This is a genomic window from Crassaminicella thermophila (assembly GCF_008152325.1).
GTDB classification, from domain to species: domain Bacteria; phylum Bacillota; class Clostridia; order Peptostreptococcales; family Thermotaleaceae; genus Crassaminicella_A; species Crassaminicella_A thermophila.
This window is the reverse complement of sequence record NZ_CP042243.1, coordinates 690,086-708,055: the sequence shown is the minus strand read 5'-3', so window position 1 is coordinate 708,055 and position 17,970 is coordinate 690,086. Positions and strand designations below refer to the sequence as shown.

At 31.9% G+C, this 17,970-nt stretch carries 21 protein-coding genes; all 21 read right to left on the bottom strand.

Features of this window, described 5'->3' with window-relative positions:
• Positions 1-4: 4 nt before the first annotated feature.
• On the bottom strand, positions 5-265 hold the full coding sequence (locus FQB35_RS03260) for a EutN/CcmL family microcompartment protein (protein ID WP_148808625.1): 261 nt from the start codon (positions 263-265) through the stop codon (positions 5-7).
• Complete coding sequence (locus tag FQB35_RS03255; protein ID WP_148808624.1) at positions 259-564, bottom strand: BMC domain-containing protein; 306 nt, start codon at positions 562-564, stop codon at positions 259-261. Before FQB35_RS03255 ends, FQB35_RS03260 begins: the two co-directional genes overlap by 7 nt.
• Positions 565-577: 13 nt before the next feature.
• Complete coding sequence (gene eutJ, locus FQB35_RS03250; RefSeq protein ID WP_148808623.1) at positions 578-1,423, bottom strand: ethanolamine utilization protein EutJ; 846 nt, start codon at positions 1,421-1,423, stop codon at positions 578-580.
• Positions 1,405-2,070 carry an ethanolamine utilization protein gene (locus tag FQB35_RS03245; protein WP_148808622.1) on the bottom strand — a complete coding sequence of 222 codons (666 nt, stop codon included), beginning with the start codon at positions 2,068-2,070 and terminating at the stop codon, positions 1,405-1,407. Before FQB35_RS03245 ends, eutJ begins: the two co-directional genes overlap by 19 nt.
• Positions 2,071-2,082: 12 nt before the next feature.
• The gene (locus FQB35_RS03240; RefSeq protein ID WP_148808621.1) at positions 2,083-2,529 is read right to left on the bottom strand and encodes a EutP/PduV family microcompartment system protein; all 447 of its coding nucleotides are present in this window, start codon (positions 2,527-2,529) and stop codon (positions 2,083-2,085) included.
• Positions 2,526-2,879, bottom strand: a complete 354-nt coding sequence (locus tag FQB35_RS03235; RefSeq protein WP_148808620.1) for a BMC domain-containing protein — start codon at positions 2,877-2,879, stop codon at positions 2,526-2,528. Before FQB35_RS03235 ends, FQB35_RS03240 begins: the two co-directional genes overlap by 4 nt.
• Before the next feature lie 30 nt (positions 2,880-2,909).
• Positions 2,910-3,860, bottom strand: coding sequence for a choline TMA-lyase-activating enzyme (gene cutD / locus FQB35_RS03230; RefSeq protein WP_148808619.1), 951 nt, complete (start codon positions 3,858-3,860; stop codon positions 2,910-2,912).
• 91 nt (positions 3,861-3,951) lie between these two features.
• Positions 3,952-6,489, bottom strand: coding sequence for a choline trimethylamine-lyase (cutC, locus tag FQB35_RS03225; RefSeq protein WP_148808618.1), 2,538 nt, complete (start codon positions 6,487-6,489; stop codon positions 3,952-3,954).
• A 56-nt stretch (positions 6,490-6,545) separates the two neighbouring features.
• Positions 6,546-8,033 (bottom strand): aldehyde dehydrogenase family protein, encoded by a 1,488-nt coding sequence (locus FQB35_RS03220; RefSeq protein ID WP_148808617.1) that lies wholly within the window; start codon positions 8,031-8,033, stop codon positions 6,546-6,548.
• Between the two features lie 55 nt (positions 8,034-8,088).
• Complete coding sequence (locus tag FQB35_RS03215) at positions 8,089-8,391, bottom strand: BMC domain-containing protein (protein ID WP_148808616.1); 303 nt, start codon at positions 8,389-8,391, stop codon at positions 8,089-8,091.
• A gap of 27 nt (positions 8,392-8,418) precedes the next feature.
• Positions 8,419-8,715, bottom strand: coding sequence for a BMC domain-containing protein (locus FQB35_RS03210; protein WP_148808615.1), 297 nt, complete (start codon positions 8,713-8,715; stop codon positions 8,419-8,421).
• A gap of 35 nt (positions 8,716-8,750) precedes the next feature.
• The gene (locus FQB35_RS03205) at positions 8,751-9,020 is read right to left on the bottom strand and encodes a hypothetical protein (protein WP_148808614.1); all 270 of its coding nucleotides are present in this window, start codon (positions 9,018-9,020) and stop codon (positions 8,751-8,753) included.
• Position 9,021: 1 nt separating this feature from the next.
• Positions 9,022-10,113 carry a hypothetical protein gene (locus FQB35_RS03200; RefSeq protein ID WP_148808613.1) on the bottom strand — a complete coding sequence of 364 codons (1,092 nt, stop codon included), beginning with the start codon at positions 10,111-10,113 and terminating at the stop codon, positions 9,022-9,024.
• Between the two features lie 1,154 nt (positions 10,114-11,267).
• Positions 11,268-12,206 (bottom strand): transketolase family protein, encoded by a 939-nt coding sequence (locus FQB35_RS03195; RefSeq protein ID WP_148808612.1) that lies wholly within the window; start codon positions 12,204-12,206, stop codon positions 11,268-11,270.
• 3 nt (positions 12,207-12,209) lie between these two features.
• Positions 12,210-13,034 carry a transketolase gene (locus tag FQB35_RS03190; protein WP_148808611.1) on the bottom strand — a complete coding sequence of 275 codons (825 nt, stop codon included), beginning with the start codon at positions 13,032-13,034 and terminating at the stop codon, positions 12,210-12,212.
• Positions 13,035-13,047: 13 nt separating this feature from the next.
• Complete coding sequence (locus tag FQB35_RS03185) at positions 13,048-13,917, bottom strand: YitT family protein (protein WP_148808610.1); 870 nt, start codon at positions 13,915-13,917, stop codon at positions 13,048-13,050.
• Positions 13,918-14,023: 106 nt separating this feature from the next.
• Positions 14,024-14,749, bottom strand: coding sequence for a WecB/TagA/CpsF family glycosyltransferase (locus FQB35_RS03180; RefSeq protein ID WP_148808608.1), 726 nt, complete (start codon positions 14,747-14,749; stop codon positions 14,024-14,026).
• Positions 14,750-14,762: 13 nt separating this feature from the next.
• Positions 14,763-15,845, bottom strand: a complete 1,083-nt coding sequence (gene csaB, locus FQB35_RS03175) for a polysaccharide pyruvyl transferase CsaB (protein ID WP_148808606.1) — start codon at positions 15,843-15,845, stop codon at positions 14,763-14,765.
• A 37-nt stretch (positions 15,846-15,882) separates the two neighbouring features.
• The gene (locus tag FQB35_RS03170; protein WP_168198221.1) at positions 15,883-17,091 is read right to left on the bottom strand and encodes an O-antigen ligase family protein; all 1,209 of its coding nucleotides are present in this window, start codon (positions 17,089-17,091) and stop codon (positions 15,883-15,885) included.
• Between the two features lie 12 nt (positions 17,092-17,103).
• Complete coding sequence (locus FQB35_RS03165) at positions 17,104-17,469, bottom strand: hypothetical protein (RefSeq protein WP_148808603.1); 366 nt, start codon at positions 17,467-17,469, stop codon at positions 17,104-17,106.
• A gap of 12 nt (positions 17,470-17,481) precedes the next feature.
• On the bottom strand, positions 17,482-17,970 hold the full coding sequence (locus tag FQB35_RS03160) for a DUF4330 domain-containing protein (protein ID WP_148808601.1): 489 nt from the start codon (positions 17,968-17,970) through the stop codon (positions 17,482-17,484).

Genomic DNA, 17,970 nt, shown 5'->3' with positions numbered 1-17,970 from the left:
TTTATTAAAAATTGCAATCTTCATCGATAATTCCAACAACAGCTGCATCAACTGGAATATCATCATTGCCTAACATTCTTCGAGCTGCTGAGCCTGTGCAAACAATAACTCTATCTCCAATGCCAGCACCAATAATATCTATAACTACTAAGTGCTGACCGCTACCAGTACCACCAATTACTTCTGCTAGCATAAATTTAAATCCATTTAGCAAATCTACTTTTCTAGTTGCCCATATATTATCAATTAATCTTGCTGTTAACATATTGCTTTCTCCTTTTTTAAATTGCACTTAATCTCTAAAATAGCTGACTCAACAGAAGCCGTGTCACCAAAAATTGCTATCATAATCATATTTTGTGGACAACTCCCTTTAATATCTGATACTGTAACATCAACAGCCTTCTCTGCAATATCAACTGCACAAATCATATCTATCATTCTTCCCTGAACCAAACCAATCGCACCAACACAACTTAAGTCATTACTAACATTTATTCCCAGTCGTTTCATAAGAATATCAATTGTGCCCTTTGATGGGGATTTTATAATTCTAAATTCCATAACCAAGCATCCCCTATTCTATAATCTCTTTTGTACAACTAAGTGCTATTCCTAAAGGAGTTACAAACATAGGGTTTTTAGGTTTATGTGTAAAAATGCCTGTCTTTTTTTCTATAATCTCTTCAATACCTGTTAGGCAGCAAGTTCCACCTACTAAAGATATTTCATCAACATCATGATCCTTAATATGTTGATTTATAATAGATGCGATTTTTTCAATTACAGGCTTTAATACTGGCAATAACTCTTTATGATTTTTCGAATCTCTCTTATATATTTCTGCTTCTTGAAATGACATTCTATAAGCACCAGAAACAACTAAAGAAAAATGCGTACCCCCTGTTGGCTCATCAGCAATATAAACAACTTTACCATTCTTTAGTATTGAAATTCCTGTTGTTCCACCACCTATATCTACAACTGCACCATTTTGAATCTTAAGAGCTTTATTTGCTGCTGTAGGTTCATCAAGAAGATTAGTTAGCTCAAAACCAGCAGCCTGAACTACATTTTTAACAGCTCCTGAATCTAGTGCATCTGTTCCAGGTGGTATTGCAGCAGCTCCATAAATTAATTCTGCTCCTAATTTTTCTTCAAGCTCCTGTTTTAGCTCTCTAACAATTTTTATTGCACCAATATAATCTACAACCATACCATCCCGAACTACATCTGCATATCTATATGCACCTGCAACTGGCTTATAATTTTCATCCAAAACTGCTAAAACAACACATGCCGTACCCAAATCTACTCCAGTATAGTAAACAGAAGATTTACTAACAATTGGTTGTTTCACTACTTCTTCAAAGTCTCGGACAAGCTTATCACAGTATTCATAATTTAATTTTTTCTCTGACATATTTTACCTCCAACAATAGAACAGATTATTTGGGATAAGGTATTAATACTCTGATTAACCTTCCCAATAACCTCTTTACAAAATTCATTATCATTATCCTCAAATAGTTCTAAAATAAAAGGCTCTAGCTCTCTAAGAGCGCAACGTAGCCTATGCAGAATAATGATATCTCTACCTTTTTTTAGTTGTATATGAAACTCTGTAATTTCAAAGCAGTCACCTAAATTATCAGAAAAATTATCCGCCTTTATCCCACTGCATTCCTTACAACAAAATGTTTCAGTCGTATTCTTTTCCTCTATAGCATTTTTAATTGTTGAAAATTGTTTTCCTAAATTTATAACACTTTGAGCTAAAAAAATATCTCTACTTAAAATGTCTTCTGCAGTAATAAGAAATAATGCTTCAATTGACTTCATCCTAGAATAAAACATTTTCTTTTTCCAATTTTTCATCATTTTTAGCTCTTTAGACTGTACCCCTTCAGTACTTGTTATAATAGGACCATCATCGATTATATTTATACCTCGATCTCTTAAAAACTGACGCGCTCCTGGTGTAAGCCTTTGACCTACTTCTATCTCATAAGTAGTAAAAGGTTCTTTTCTAAATAATTCCCGTAAGCCTTCTTCAGTTATAAATTTCATATCTATCCCTCTTTACTTTTCTTGTCTTGAAAACAAATATTCTTTTAATGCTTTAATACCTATTCCTCTTAAAGCACTTATCCTGTAATAAGGCTCCTCTACTCCTATCTTCTTTAATTGTTTATAACACAATTCTTCATTTTCTTTCATTAAATCAATTTTAGTTATTACTCCAATTACTGGACATCTAAAAGCCTTTGCAAAACCAGGAGAATACACATTATCACATCTTGACTGATCTATTAGTATTAAAACATAAGATGCATCCTGCGATACAGCAATTAAGTGTTTGTACATCCATGTGTTTTCAATATAAGAGCCGGGAACATCTATTGTATTTTTTCCATAGATAATATCCTGTGTTTTTCTAAGTGGACCATTATAATCATTTAATGCATTAACTAATGAGGTCTTTCCACATTGTGTAGGTCCAATTACCATTACTCTTTTCTTTCTCATGTTCTTGTAATAGGGGCTGTAGTGAAATCTAATAGACTTTTCAAAGTGTCATTTACTGCATGAAGTGCTGTCTCAACAGAATCTACATCACCAGTGATAATCAAAGATCCGGTAAATCGATCAAGAAATCCTATTTCAACATCCGCAGCCTTCGTTGCAACATCAGCTGCAATAATAGCCGTTTCATACGGAGTTATTGTTAAAATTCCAATTGCACCTTTATCATCTATTCCTAAGCGTTCATATATATCATAAGTAGGAGATGCAATAACATGAGCAATTGTAACCTGTTTTCCAGGTACTGATTCTTCTATGACACGTTGTATAGGTTTTTCACTAACAGCTCCCATAAACTTTACCTCACAATCTATTTAAATTTATCAATGTCTTATAATCGAAACTGGAAAATCATATTCCTTAATCCAACTTTCAATGATTTCTAATTCATAATTGCTTAATTTTGGATCTTCTTTTATTTGATATTCCATACCCAACTGCTTGTATTTATTTACACCCAATTTATGATATGGTAGTAAATCTATACCCTTAAAATTTTTGTAGTCACGATAAGGCATTAAAAAATCAATCACTCGCTTAATATCATCTTGGCTATCATTTACACCTTTTAAAAGTGGCATTCTTATTTTTACGTTATACCTACGACGAAGCAGTTCCTTTAGGTTTTTTAAAATTCGCTCATTACGAACTCCTGTTAGCTTATAATGCATATCAGAATCGATATGCTTTAAATCATAAAGAAATAAATCAGTAAATTCTGCAATTTTAAGTATAGATTCAAGCTTTGCATAGCCACAGGTTTCAATGGCTGTATTTATTCCTTCCTGCTTACAAGCCATAAGGAGATTTGCAGCAAATTCTGCCTGCATCGTTACCTCACCACCACCTAGAGTGACACCTCCACCTGAAACATCATAAAAATCTTTGTCCTCTTCTATAATTTCCAAAAGCTCAGAAACAGTTTTTATATCTCCCACAATCGATAATGCAGATTCTTTACAAACTTCCTCACACTTACTACACCCTAGACAATCAATACTATGATTTACTACATGCTTTCCTTCGTTATTAATAGTATGAATTCCAACTGGGCAAACAGAGACACAAGCACCACAATCAATACATAATCCTCTTTTAAACATAACTTGATATTTCCGTTCTAATCCTTCAGGATTCGAACACCACTTACAACGCAATGGACATCCTTTAAAAAACACTAGTGTTCTTACTCCAGGTCCATCATACATATTGTATTTTTGTATATTGAATATGAATGCTTTTCTTTCTATTTTAGTTGCCTTATTATTGCTCATATCATCTAATCTCCCGTTTTATTTCAATAGGTATTTTATCTGAGCCTATACTTTACCAACATCAGATAAAATAAGTTTTAAATAATCCTATTTAAAAATGTGTCAACATAGTTCTACTTATTATCTCATCTTGAACATCCTTGCAAAGCTCAACAAAGAATGCACTATAACCTGCTACACGAACTATCAAATCACGATACTGATCTGGATTTTTCTGTGCTTCTATTAAAGTTTTGTTATCTAAATAATTAAACTGCATTTGACCATTACCAAATATACAAGCAGTACGCAGTAATGCAATAATACCTTCCTCACCTTCTGGTGTATCTAATAGTCCTGCCATAAGCTTAAAGTTATGAACCATGCCTATATTCATATTGTCACAAGCCATCTTAGAAACAGATTTTATAATTGCAGTAGGTCCTTTAAAATCTGCTCCTTGAGTTGGACTGATACCATCAGATAATGGGGTCCAAGCTTTTCGTCCATTAGCAGATGCACCAGTTAGCTGACCAAATGGAGTATTGTTAGATATAGATAAAGTACCGTGACTTAATACTGAATATAAAGTCTTATACTTACGGTGTTCCATCTCAGTAAAATTAATTAAATCAGTAGCAATTAAATCTGCATAGTCATCATCATTACCATACTTAGGAGCCTTTAAGCAATCGTTTCTAATTTGTTCATAGCCAACAAAATCAGCTTTTAATGCTTCATTTAGTTCATGTAAAGTATATTTTTTCTCATCATATACTAGCTTCTTAATAGCAGCCATAGAATCTACATATGTAGCTAATCCAGTCCACACAACACCAGGACCAAAGTTATACATAGCACCACCAGCAGAAACATCTTTACCTTTTTCCATACAACCTTCATACATAATGGACATTAATGGTTTTGGAGCTAATTCTCTGTGAACACGCTGTGATATAACTGTAGCTATACTAGTCAATTTAGTAATATACTTAATCTGTTCCTTAACAGCTTTTTCAAAATCCTCGTAAGTTTTAAAGTTATCTAAATCACCCATATCAGGGCAAACCTGCTTACCATACCATAGTGGAACACCCCTATTTAGAACTAATTCAATACAAATAGGCCATTGTGTATACCCTGTAGAAGTCCACTGATATAGACGCCCAGACTTTTGTGGCTCAACGCAACCCATTAAGCAGTAATCACGAGCATCCTCTATAGAAACACCTTTTGCTAACATCATCTTTATATGTGCATCATCAAAATGACATGCCGGAAATCCCATACCTGAACGAATAACCTCAACAATTTTCTTTAGATATTTCTTAGGCGACTTATTATGAATACGTGTTGCTAAAGATGGTTGATAAATTTTAACATGGCGAACTGCATCCATTAATAAGTAAGTTAAATCATTTGTCGCATCAAGACCTTCACGGGTAACACCACCAACGCACATATTAACAAATGGTTGATAGCCTGCAAAGAATTTAGAAGCACCTTCACTAGTAATCCACATCATCTCTGACATTTTGATTAACATACAACCAACTAACTCAAACGCTTCATATTCAGTCATGCGACCACTTTCTATATCAGCTTTATAGAATGGGTACATATACTGATCAACACGACCAATTGACATGCCTGTTTGGTTCTCTTCAACTACTAATAAAGACTCCACAGTCCAAACAGCCTGAATTGCTTCCCAAAATGTACTAGGTTTATGCGCTGGAACTCTTTTATTTATTTCAGAAATCTTTTGTAGTTCTGCCTTACGCTTAGGATTAGTCTCTTTTTCTGCAAGTTCTGCTGCATATTCAGATAAACGCTTAGCATAAATCATAACTCCTTCAGTAGTTTCAATAACAGACTTATAAAAATATATCTTCTCAATATCCTCAGGATTTTCATAACTTAGCTTAGATAAGTATTCTTTTGCTTCATTCTGAATATCTAACATGCCTTTTTTCATTAGAATTACATCATATCCAGGGTTAGAATCTCCACCACCATTTACTGCATGATATGAGCAATCCGAAATAAAGGATTCACCTGAAATCTCCCAAACTCCAGCCTCACGATATTGGTCTTCGCAATGTTCATCAACGGATTTACCTTTCCAAAATGGAAAAAGCTCTTCACGCATATACTTCTTATCTTCTTCTGATATATAAAATGGATCTTGAGGACGTGTACCAATTGTATCTAATTCTTCTTCCAACCATCTCCATGCTATGTCTGGAGAAAAAGCACCAGCACGAGGTGCTCCACAAGGAGATCCAACAATAAGTTCATCATCTTGAATTACTAAAGGTGCAGTTTCACAACAATAACGAAAACTTTTAGCTCTTAATAAAATTTTAGGCATACCAGGATTTTCTTTGGCAATCTTGGTAATCGCACGTGCTCTATATGTTGTAATAGAAGGTTTCCACTTTAAATAAGTTTCCTTAAGTCTTTTTAAACGTTTCGTCATACCATTTGGTATTCCCGTATCTTCTACATCAGACTGTGTATAGCTTGAAGTATCCTGGTTAATTTCTTTTGAAATACTTTCAAATATCTTCATTAAAGCTGCTTGTTCTTCTGTAGACATATTTCTTGTAGCTTCTGCAAATTTGTTTGAAAATTCACGAATATCCAAAATCCTTCCCCCCAATTCTTTTATTTAGGTATCTCACTGCATATAGTTTATAATGCTTAATTATTTATTTCTTTCATAACTTTTTCTAATATATGCTTCAATATCTTCATGTCATCTTGCCTTTTAGGCTCTGATATGCAACTCATAGGTACTTCTTCTTTTTCTAAGAAACCATTCGTTATCTCCTCTATATTTCTCACACCATATCCAACTTTACGAATATAAATTAAATTCATTGGTGAAACATTGTCAGAAGTCATTCCCTTACCTGCTGATCCACTTCCAAGAGTTAACGAAGGAAATAAATTCGTTGTTAAGCCCATACTACCAAAGGAAGCAGACGTATTAACAAGCACTCTCCCTACCGGTTTTTTTAATACAAACTGGCGAATCACATCTTCATTTTTTGAGTGAATTACAAGAGTGTGTCCATTTCTCTCGCTTAATAATAACTCTATACATTTTTCACATGCATTCATCCAATCGTCTTCAATGTAATAAGCCAAAACTGGGCAAAGCTTTTCCTTAACATAAGGATTCGTCTCAGAAACATATTTCTGCTCAGAAATCAACACTAATGTAGTTTCTGGAACAGTAAATCCTGCTCTTTTTGCCAATTCTAACGCTGATTTACCAACCATTTCAGAGTCTACACTTCCATCTGAATTAAAAAGTATTAAACCAAGTTTTTGTGCCTCTTGCTCTGTCATAAAATATGCACCATTGTTTTTCATCTCCTGTTTAACCTCTGCTGCAATACAACTATCTACAACAACAGATTGTTCCGCTGCTGATACCATTCCATTATCAAAAGTCTTACTAGCAATAATATCTATTACAGCCTGCTTTATGTCAGCTGTACGTTCAATAAATGCTGGCCCATTACCATTACCCCCATAAATTACAGGCTTCCCGGCCTTATATGCTTCATTAAGCATTCCTGGAACACCAGTATTCATAATTAATGATGTTTCTTTATGCTTCATTAATTCCATAGTCCCAGCAGGCGTTACAGTTTGCAAATATGAAATAGCTCCTACTGGTAACCCATATCCTTCAGCAGCACGTATCATAATATCTAGAGCTTTTCCAATTGTCTTTTTCGCTCTAGGATGTGGAGAAAAAACAATTGCATTTCCAGACTTAATTGCAATCAGAGCTTTATAGATAGTGGTAGAAACAGGACTCGTAGCAGGACTTAATGCAACAATTACCCCCATAGGTACGCCTACATCCATAGTCTTATTCTCTTTATCTTCTCTAATAATACCTACACAGCGCATTCCTCTAAGTCTACTTGGTACATACTCACAGGCAAATCGATTTTTGATATACTTATCCTGCCATTTTCCATAATCAGTTTCATCTTTAGACATCATGGCAAGTTCACGTGCATATTTTCCAATCTCTTCTGCCATACGTTCAACAAGCTCGTCCAATTTTTCCTGTGGAAAAGTTGCAAGCATTTTCTGCGCTTGACTTGCATTTTCTATAAGGATTCGAGACTCTTGAATGGAGAGCAAATCATTATCTATAATGTTCATTTTTGTCTCTCCCTTTCATTTGCATTAAATCTATATTTAATAATTTAAAAATATTTTAAGCATTCAAAACATCAAGTGAATAGCGTGAAATAATTTTTTCAAGATCCTGATGTGGACTTGCAATAACAACTGAGCTATAAACTTCAGCATTCATGTCTTCCACAGCCTTTATACCAGCTTCTACAGCTGCTTTACACGCTCCTACATCTCCTTGAACTAATACAGAAATATAACCAGAAGCTACGTTTTCAAAACCTATCAAATCAACATCTGCAGCTTTACACATCGCGTCTGCAGCTTCTAAAACAAAAACTATACCAAATGTTTCTATTAAACCTAAAGCATTGTATCTGCTCATATATAGCTCCTCTCCTCTAATTTACTTTTACTTATCAACATCATATATAGAAACAATGTCTCCAATACTTCTAATAGGTCGTGGCATAACATTTTGTGCTGTTAATTTTCCTATTGCAGCAGCTGCTGTTGCTCCTGCCTCCACAGATGCCTTAACAGCAGCAACATCGCCCTTTACCATAATCGTAACAAGCGTAGAACCAATATTTTCATATGATACCAACTCAACATTAGCAGCCTTTAACATTTTATCTGCTGCCTCAAGTGCAGGAACCATTCCTACTGTTTCAATAAGACCTAATGCTTCTTCTCCATAATATCTCATCGCATTACCCCCTTTTCTTTTGTTAAATTAAGCTTTTAATCTTTAATATATTTATTAATTGTAGCTGCTCCTTCTTCATGAGCTCGGTAATAAATCAATAGTTCACCAGACTCTGACATTTCAAATCTAGATTCTTCAAGAAGACCATTTGCTTCAGCTGTCATTAAAGCAGAAAGTACATCCTTTTTATTCAAAGCTTTAAAATTGCCATATTCCCCCTTTAAAGCTTCAATAACATCTTCTACACAAGCATCCTCAACTTTTGTAAAATATTTTAAAATAGCATAATTAAGAGGTTTTTTCATACTACTTGTCCTCCTTTTTTCTAAATAAGTCCATAGGATTCATTGAAATAATTAAAATACCAATCACCATAAGAACAGCAGCAATCCAAGCTATAATTGGTAGTGACCAACCATCTATACCACAAAATACACCAAGTACGATCCAACAGCAAAACGGTCCCCAAAATGAAAATGTTCCATTACAAGCCATTCCTAAAGCTGCACCACACATACTATTACCTCTATACCAAAACATGTAGGAAATGTATGCAAAGAAACCACTTACAACAAACCAAATCATAGCAGATCCAGAAGTAAATGCTTCAAATGCAAGATGAGTTGAAAGCTTAACATCTCCTGCTATCATTCCAAAAATAGGAAGTAATATAATTAGGTTTGAAAGACCTGATGTTATTTGACGAATAGTAATCCCTATTTCAGAATCAATCATAGATGTACCATAACCAGCTACACACCCTTCAAAGCCCCAGCCAAGAGCAGCAACAAAAGCAATACAAACACCTAAAAGTGCTCCTTCTGGTGCATCTCCACCAACACTTGTGCTACCAATCATAAAACTAGCAATAACGCAAATAACAATACCTAACATCATACGCTTATTTAATTCTTGTTTAAATAAAATTCTTCCTAAAATAGCTCCAATAGCTGGGCAAAGAGCAGTAATAGGAATAACGATTGAACCAGCCTTTTGAAGACCAACAACATAAGCTGTACTAGAAATAGGCCCTCCAATTAGAGCTGCTAAAACCATTACACGACCTGGAGTAGTGTTAAGACATCTTAAGAAGTCTACAAACTTACCTTTAACAGCTGCAAAAAACATTGCCCAAATAGCACTTAAAGTATCATTTACTGCACTTCCAATTGCCGCTAGTACAAATGTAATGATAAAAGGAGATAAACCTGCTGTGTTTGGACCAAACCAATCCCCCCAAACCCCTTTAGTCATACCTAAAGTTAAAAATGCTGAATAAAACCCATACGTTACACCTGAAAGTAATGCGATTATAATCCCCTTTCTGAAAAATTGAGCTGACAGCCTCTTTTTAGCAGCAATTGCAGATGCATTAGCTACTGGTTGCTTTTCTACCACAGACAAAACTCCCTTCTTTTAAAGATTTTTTATTTATTAAATTTATAATGGCTATTTTAAAATCCATAGAATTATAGCCATTTAAATTTCTTTACAGAGTTTTGTAACTAAATAGCCATGCAAACGTTTTCTTGAGAATTTTATATCGGCCACTTTATTTTATTAATATCATTAATTTTTTGATTAGTACTGAAACATAATAAAAATATACTCAGAACCTTAAATTAGATTAAAATATTGAAAATTCAGAACATTTAACCTTTAAAACTAGATTTTTCTTCTACATTACCCATTACATTCTTTATTTTTTATATTAATACTAACAGAATCTTACATTTTTATATGTAACAAATTCAATTTTTTACTGTATAATATCCACCTAGTTTTTTTGATTTTCTTGTATTATCGTTACTTTCTTGCACTATGGTATAAATTTTTTACAATGTCAAGGATATCTAGTTGTTTGTATTTTCAAAATTTTTAAATATTTTAATGAAATATTTTCATATAAAATGGTATGATATATATATAAGCAATGATAAATTTTACAAGAGGTGATCAAATGATCCTTGATTTCAAACAAAAATTCAAAGAAAACTTTTTTATATCTATTTATCTGATCCTTTCTCATTTTTTTATCCTGCTTTTATTAAAAAAATCAGGAGAATCGTCTTTAAAATATTTTCTCTTTTTTGCAAATACTTCTATAACTCTCCTATGCATATATTTTAATTATAAAGATTTTAAACTTCTAACAGATTATTTTTCAAAATTACAGCCCTTTGAAGAACTTATGGATTTAACGTTTTTTTTCCTTTGCTTAATCTGTCTTTTCAATAGTACGCTATCTATTTTTCATAAGAATATATTGATTAATAATATTTCATTTGTCCTTTCTTGCATCATGCCCTTATATATATTTTTTATTTTTCTATCATTTCACCTTATGTTGTCTTTTAAAAAACTTAAAATATTTTCTCTTAATTTTTACTGCTTTACAATTTTAATTTTTGGATTAATATCTTCTAGTTTTTTAATGACATATGTGGCCAATCTCTTTCTATGTATTTCCTATTTTTGTTTCAGCTTTGTTTTTTTAACTTTTTCTGAATAATAAAAAACTGAGAAACTTAAAGTTTCTCAGTTTTTTCACTTTATTTTTTATTTATCACTTCTTTTACAGCTTCTGCAATATGAGCTGCAGTTAAACCGTATTTTTCCATCAATTCATTTGGTTTTCCTGATTCACCAAAAGTATCTTTTGTTCCTATTCTTTTCATTGGTACAGGTTTATTTTCTGTTAAAACTTCTGCAACAGCTGACCCAAGGCCACCAATAATATTATGTTCTTCTGCTGTAACAATAGCACCTGTCTCTTTTGCAGCCTTTATAATAATTTCTTCATCAATAGGCTTTATTGTATGAATATCGATTACCCTTGCTTTTATTCCTTCTTTTAATAGAAGTTCTCTTGCTTCTAATGCCTCTGCAACCATAATTCCTGTTGCAATAATTGTTACATCTTTCCCTTCCTTTACTTCTATTCCTTTTCCAATTTCAAATTCCATATCTTCATCATAAATAACCGGTACGGCAGCTCTACCAAATCTTGAATAAACAGGACCATCATATTCCGCCATAGCAAATACAGCTTTTTTTGCTGATACGGCATCAGCTGGATTTAATACTACCATATTCGGAATAGCACGCATTATTGCTAAATCTTCTAAAGCTTGATGAGAAGCTCCATCCTCTCCTACTGTAATCCCTGCATGTGTTGCACATACCTTTACATTTAGGTTTGAATAGCATATGGAGTTTCTTATAATTTCAAAAGCTCTACCTGATGCAAACATAGCAAAGGTACTTGCAAATGAAATTTTTCCACATGTTGCAAATCCTGCTGCTGTTCCCATTAAGTTTTGTTCTGCTATTCCCATATTAAAAAATCTATTTGGGAATTCCTTTTTAAATGTAGCAGTCTTTGTTGATTTTGATAAATCTGCATCTAATACAACAACCTTTTCATTAACTTTTCCTAAATCTACTAATGCTTTTCCATAGGCTTCTCTTGTAGCAATTTTTTCACTCATTTATTAGCACCCCCCTAATTCCTTTAATGCTTTTTCTGCTTCTTCATCTTTAGGTGCAGTACCATGCCAGCCTACTTGATTTTCCATAAATGAAACGCCTTTTCCTTTAATAGTTTTTGCAATAATCATAGTCGGTTTATCCTTTATTGTTTCTGCCTTATCAAATGCTTTAATAATTTCTTCAAAGTTATGTCCATCAATTTCAATAACATACCATCCAAAGCTTTCCCATTTTTCCTTTATAGGATTAATAGTCATAACTTCATCATTTTTTCCATCTATTTGCATACCATTATAATCTAGTATTGCTGTTAAATTATCTAGTTTATAATGGCCAGCAGCCATTGCTGCCTCCCAAACAAGACCTTCTTGTACTTCTCCATCTCCAAGTAAAGCATAAATTCTATTATCTTTTTTATCAAGCTTCGCAGCTAATGCCATACCAATACTACATGAAAATCCTTGTCCTAAAGAACCTGTAGATATTTCAATTCCTGGCACTTTTTTCATATCAGGATGTCCCTGAAGCATTGATCCCATATGTCTTAGCTTAAGCAATTCTTCCTTAGAGAAAAATCCTTTTTCTGCTAATGTTGCATAAAGAACTGGAGCTGCATGTCCTTTTGATAATACAAATCGATCTCTATCTTCCATTTTAGGATTTTTAGGATCAACCTTCATTTTATAAAAATATAAAACAGTTAAAATGTCTGCAGCTGATAATGATCCTCCTGGATGTCCTGAACCTGCAGCATTAATGGATTTAATAATCCCCTTTCGAATCTCTGTGGCAATATTTTTTAATTTTTCATAATCTACTTTTGCCAACCTAAAACCCTCCTTATGTATTTTTTTCTTTGAAACCTTCTCCTAACACTTCATGGACTGTGGTAACCATGATAAAAGCATTTTCATCTATGGCATGCACAATATTTTTTAATTTTGCTACTTGTGACCTATCAACAATACACAAAAGTACATCTTTATCATTTCCTGTATACATTCCTCTTCCCTGCAAAACGGTCACACCTCTATCAAGGGTACGCATAATTTCTTCTCCTATTTCCTTAGGATAATTAGAAATGATAAAAAATGCCTTTGCATAGTTCAATCCTTCAATAATAAAGTCTGCAATTTTTACAATTATATACAGTGCAATTACAGAATATAAAGCTGTTTCTAATTTTTTATTTACAATACCTGCAGTTGCTACAATCATTAAGTCTATAACCATCATCAGCTTAGGAATACTTAAATTTGGTATGTATTTATTGAGTATTGCACCAGCTAAATCAGTACCACCGGTAGTTCCGCCACCTTTAAATACCAATCCAATGCCAACACCCATTAATACACCTCCATATAAAGCTGATAACAATAAATCTTCTACACCAACGATATCTTCTCCTAAAATTGTAATAATCAATCTTATAAACAATGACAGGGTAAGTGTGCCATAAGCAGTTTTCAATCCAAATTTTTTTCCTAAAACCATAAGACCAATAATAAATAATGGAATGTTTATGACTAAGTTTGTTATATCAATAGGAATTCCTGATATTTTTTGTATAACAATAGCAAGTCCTGTTACACCACCTGGTGCAATTGTATTTGGCTCTAAGAAAAACATTAATCCAAAAGCCATTATTAAAGTCCCTATTGTTATTAATATATAATCAAATAAAATGGTACCCTTTAATCTCTCTGTCATATTTTCACCTCAACTATTATATCACAGTAAAAATTTTTATCAATTTTCTTTTTTATTTTTTTATAGATAATATAAGGGTTCAATTTATTGAACCCTCTAACTATGATTATTTGTTACGAAAAATTACTTTTAGCATAAATTTAGGAAGGGCCATCATCCTTTTATATCTCCAAGGCTCTTTAAGTAATCTATAAAACCATTCTAACCCTAACTTTTGAAAAATTTCAGGTGCTCTTTTAGCTGTTCCAGCCCAAATATCAATACTTCCTCCAATACCCATTGCGACTTTCACATTAAGCTTTTCTTTATATTTATTCATCCATATTTCTTGTTTTGGTGCACCTAATCCTACAAATAAAACGTCTGGTTTTAACTCATTGATCTTTTCTATTATCTTTCTTTCCTCTGCCTCTTTAAAATATCCATCCCTAAATCCTTTTATTTTTATGTTTGGAAATTTATTTTTGATATTTTTACAAGCCTTCTCTGCAACTCCTACTTTTCCTCCTAATATATAAATAGATTTATCATTATCATTACAATAACTTAGTATTTTATACATAAAGTCTACACCAGTTACTCTCTCAGTAAGACCTAGATTATGTATTTTTGAAGCATATATTAGTCCTATTCCATCAGGAATACATAAATCAGATTCTTTAAGTATTCCCTTTAATCTTTCATCTTTACTTGCAGCCATAACAATTTCAGAATTCGGTGTTACAATTACTGAACATTTCTCTCCCCTTAGTAAGCTTTTAAATTTTTCAAAAGCACTTTCATTTGTAACAATATCAATTGGCACCCCTAAAATGTTTGCAGTTTCTCTCACCTTTTCACCTACTTTACTGTATCATTTCCTTAAGAACTTCTTTGTTTTTATTTACATTTTTCTTTAGTTTCATTACTTTATCCATTAAAGCTAATGTTTTATGATTTTTATGCTCCCATAAATAATCAAAAGCCATACAAAGATTCAGTACATCTAAGTTTTCAACTTTTCCTATATTTTTTTGCTCTACCGATTCTAAAAAAGCAGCTATCTTTGGATCATATTCTATTCCTATCATTGGTACTGTCCCAATTGCTGCAAATATAAGAGCATGCAGTCTCATACCTACTAGTATGTCTAAACTTTTAATAATTCCTAAGATTTCATCTGGTTTATATTCTCTTTTAAGTATAAAGGCTTCTTTTTTCATTTTGTTCATAATTTTTTTAGATATTTCCATATCTTTTGCTGGCTGCATAGGGATAAATAATACATTTACTCCTTTATCGATAACATAATCTGAAAATTTTGCCATGTTTTCAATAAAATTTTCTTTTACATACCAAGGTCTTACAGAAATTCCGATCAAAGGTTTATCTAGTGGAATCATTTCATCTCTAAAAATTTTTTTGACCCTTTCTTTGTGAACACTTTCAAGAACAAAGGTAGCATCTGTCGTTACTTCTATAGGAATGTTTATTCCTATTTCTTCCATATCTAATTTTGATTGTTTATCTCTTACGATAATTTTATCTACTTTATTTACTATTTTGCTAGTTAAATATTGATTAAATTTTCTTTTAACCGGTCCAAATCCATTACTAAAAAATAAAACAGGCTTTTTAAATAATTTAGAAATCCCAATAATTCCTAAATAATATAAGAGAGAACGACTACTCGTAACATCCTGTAATAATGAGCCTCCACCGCTAATAACTAAATCTGCATTTTTAATAGCATAGATAATATCTTTTATATGGTTTCTTGATACCCCTATAATTCCATGAATTTTTTCCGTATGATTTACATTATATGACAAAGCATATATTTTAACAGAAGGCTCATTTTCTTTTAATGTTTTAATAATAGAAGATAAAATAGCTTCATCTCCTAAGTTTTTAAATCCATAGTAGCCAAAAATAAAAACTTTCTTCATCGTTATTTCCTCTCTTCATTATATTTCATATCTTCTCTTAATTATTTTTATTAAAGACAATATTGTTGTAGGAAGCAATGATGATTGCTATTGCAAACCAAAATGAAAAAATAACACGATAATCAAACAAAATATGCTCTACCATACCATGAACCATTAATCCTGAGATTGCACCAATAGAAGCTGCAGAAATTCTCTTAAAGAAAGGATCTTTAGATTTATATACATTAAAAATTCCTATCATATAAGCTTTCAATACACTCATTAGAAATGCTAATAAACCCAATATTCCTGTTTCAATAGCAATTTGCAAATATGAATTATGTGCATGAGCAGCTTTTATTCCTGCTAATGTATAATTAGGATAAACCTTCACAAATGCAGCATATCCTAATCCAACACCACTTGCCCAAAAATCCTTTAACATCTTTATAGAAGCAGCCCATATTAAAAATCTATAAGCATTTGAACTATCCTTTACACTCCCTATGGTTTTAATACGATCTAATACAACATCCGGTAAAAAGAATAATGATATAAATCCTAACAATATGGCAATAGGAATTATTTTTTTATTCTCTGAAGCTAAAATGATAAACATAGATAATGCAAAAGCAATCCAGCCACCACGTGAAAAAGTAAACAGCAAACAAAGTAGTATAATCCCTGTTGTTCCAAATAAGAATACTTTTCTATAGATATTTTTACTATTTAAAAACAATGCAACAGATAAACTTCCTGCAATCACTAGGTATTCAGCTAATATGTTTGGATTATCCATAGTAGAATATGCTCTAGCTTTCAAATTTGGATTCGTTTTTACATCTACCCATCCATGTCCTCCTACTGCTCCTGTTAAATATTGATAAATTCCATAAATGGCTACAAAAGTTGCTGCAATAATAAAAAACATTAAAAGTTGATTTAGTGTCTTTTTGTCAAAGCTTCTTGTAACCATAAAAACCATTAAAAGAATAGATATATAAACAAATAATTCTTTCATACTTTGATTTTTCGTAATAGAAAATATTGCAGAAAAAATTAAAACTAATAAAAATATCAATAAATAACCATCTATAGGTGTAAAGCATATTTTCTCTTTTTTATATAATTTTTTTAAGAAAAAGCATCCGAATGTACAAAACATAAGTAATGAAATATACTTAAAAGTAATAAAAGGCATGGCAAATATACCTAGAATCAATCCAAGCTCTATTCCTTTATCTTTATCGAAAATCAAATTCATCATTTTTCTCTCCTACATTTCATCGTTTATGATATTATCTATAATCTTCATTATTATACTTTGCTCTAAAATCACTTTACAATTTAGTCTTAAATTATATATAAAATTAGCAAAGAAGCTATTCTCTATTATTCTTTGGATAGAAGGAATTTTCTCAAATATTTTCAATCCCATATTTATAATTTTAAAAACACCTTTTATTAAAATACTTTCTCTAAGCATTTGCTCATTATTTTTTGTAAAAAAAGTAAAAATCCTGCTGTTTATAAAAACAATAAATAATGCAGATAAGAATTTAGAAAAACCCTTTACAATATTACTATTTCCATATATATTTTGAATTCTTTTATATATTCTATAACATAAGCTATGTGTCATAGGAACAGCCCCTTATTGTTCAATAATTTCAACAGCTCTACTTTGAACAGCATATAATTTATGTTTAATTACAATTTTCCCACCAATTCTTACTTCCTTACTAGCTATTGCTATAGCATTTTCACTATCAATACCTCTACACTTTAGAGTTAAATATACATCATATTTTCCCTCTACAGGTGCATTCACTACACGCCCATCACTAGTTTTAACCTCTTCATAATGCGGCTTTACTTCTTTTTTAATAATTTCTCCAAAAACCAAGTTACTATCGTATTCCTTTACAATATCTCCTACATTGATAACATTTACTGTAACATCTTTTATGTCTGCAACCCATAATTTAACCTTTAAGTCTGATTCATTTATAGCAACATTTTTATTAGAAACTGAAAATTTATAACTTGCTCCGCCTATCAATGCAAAAATAACAACTACTACAAGTAAATCAAATAAATTAATTTTCCCAAATAATCTACCTTTTTCATCTATTAACTTCAT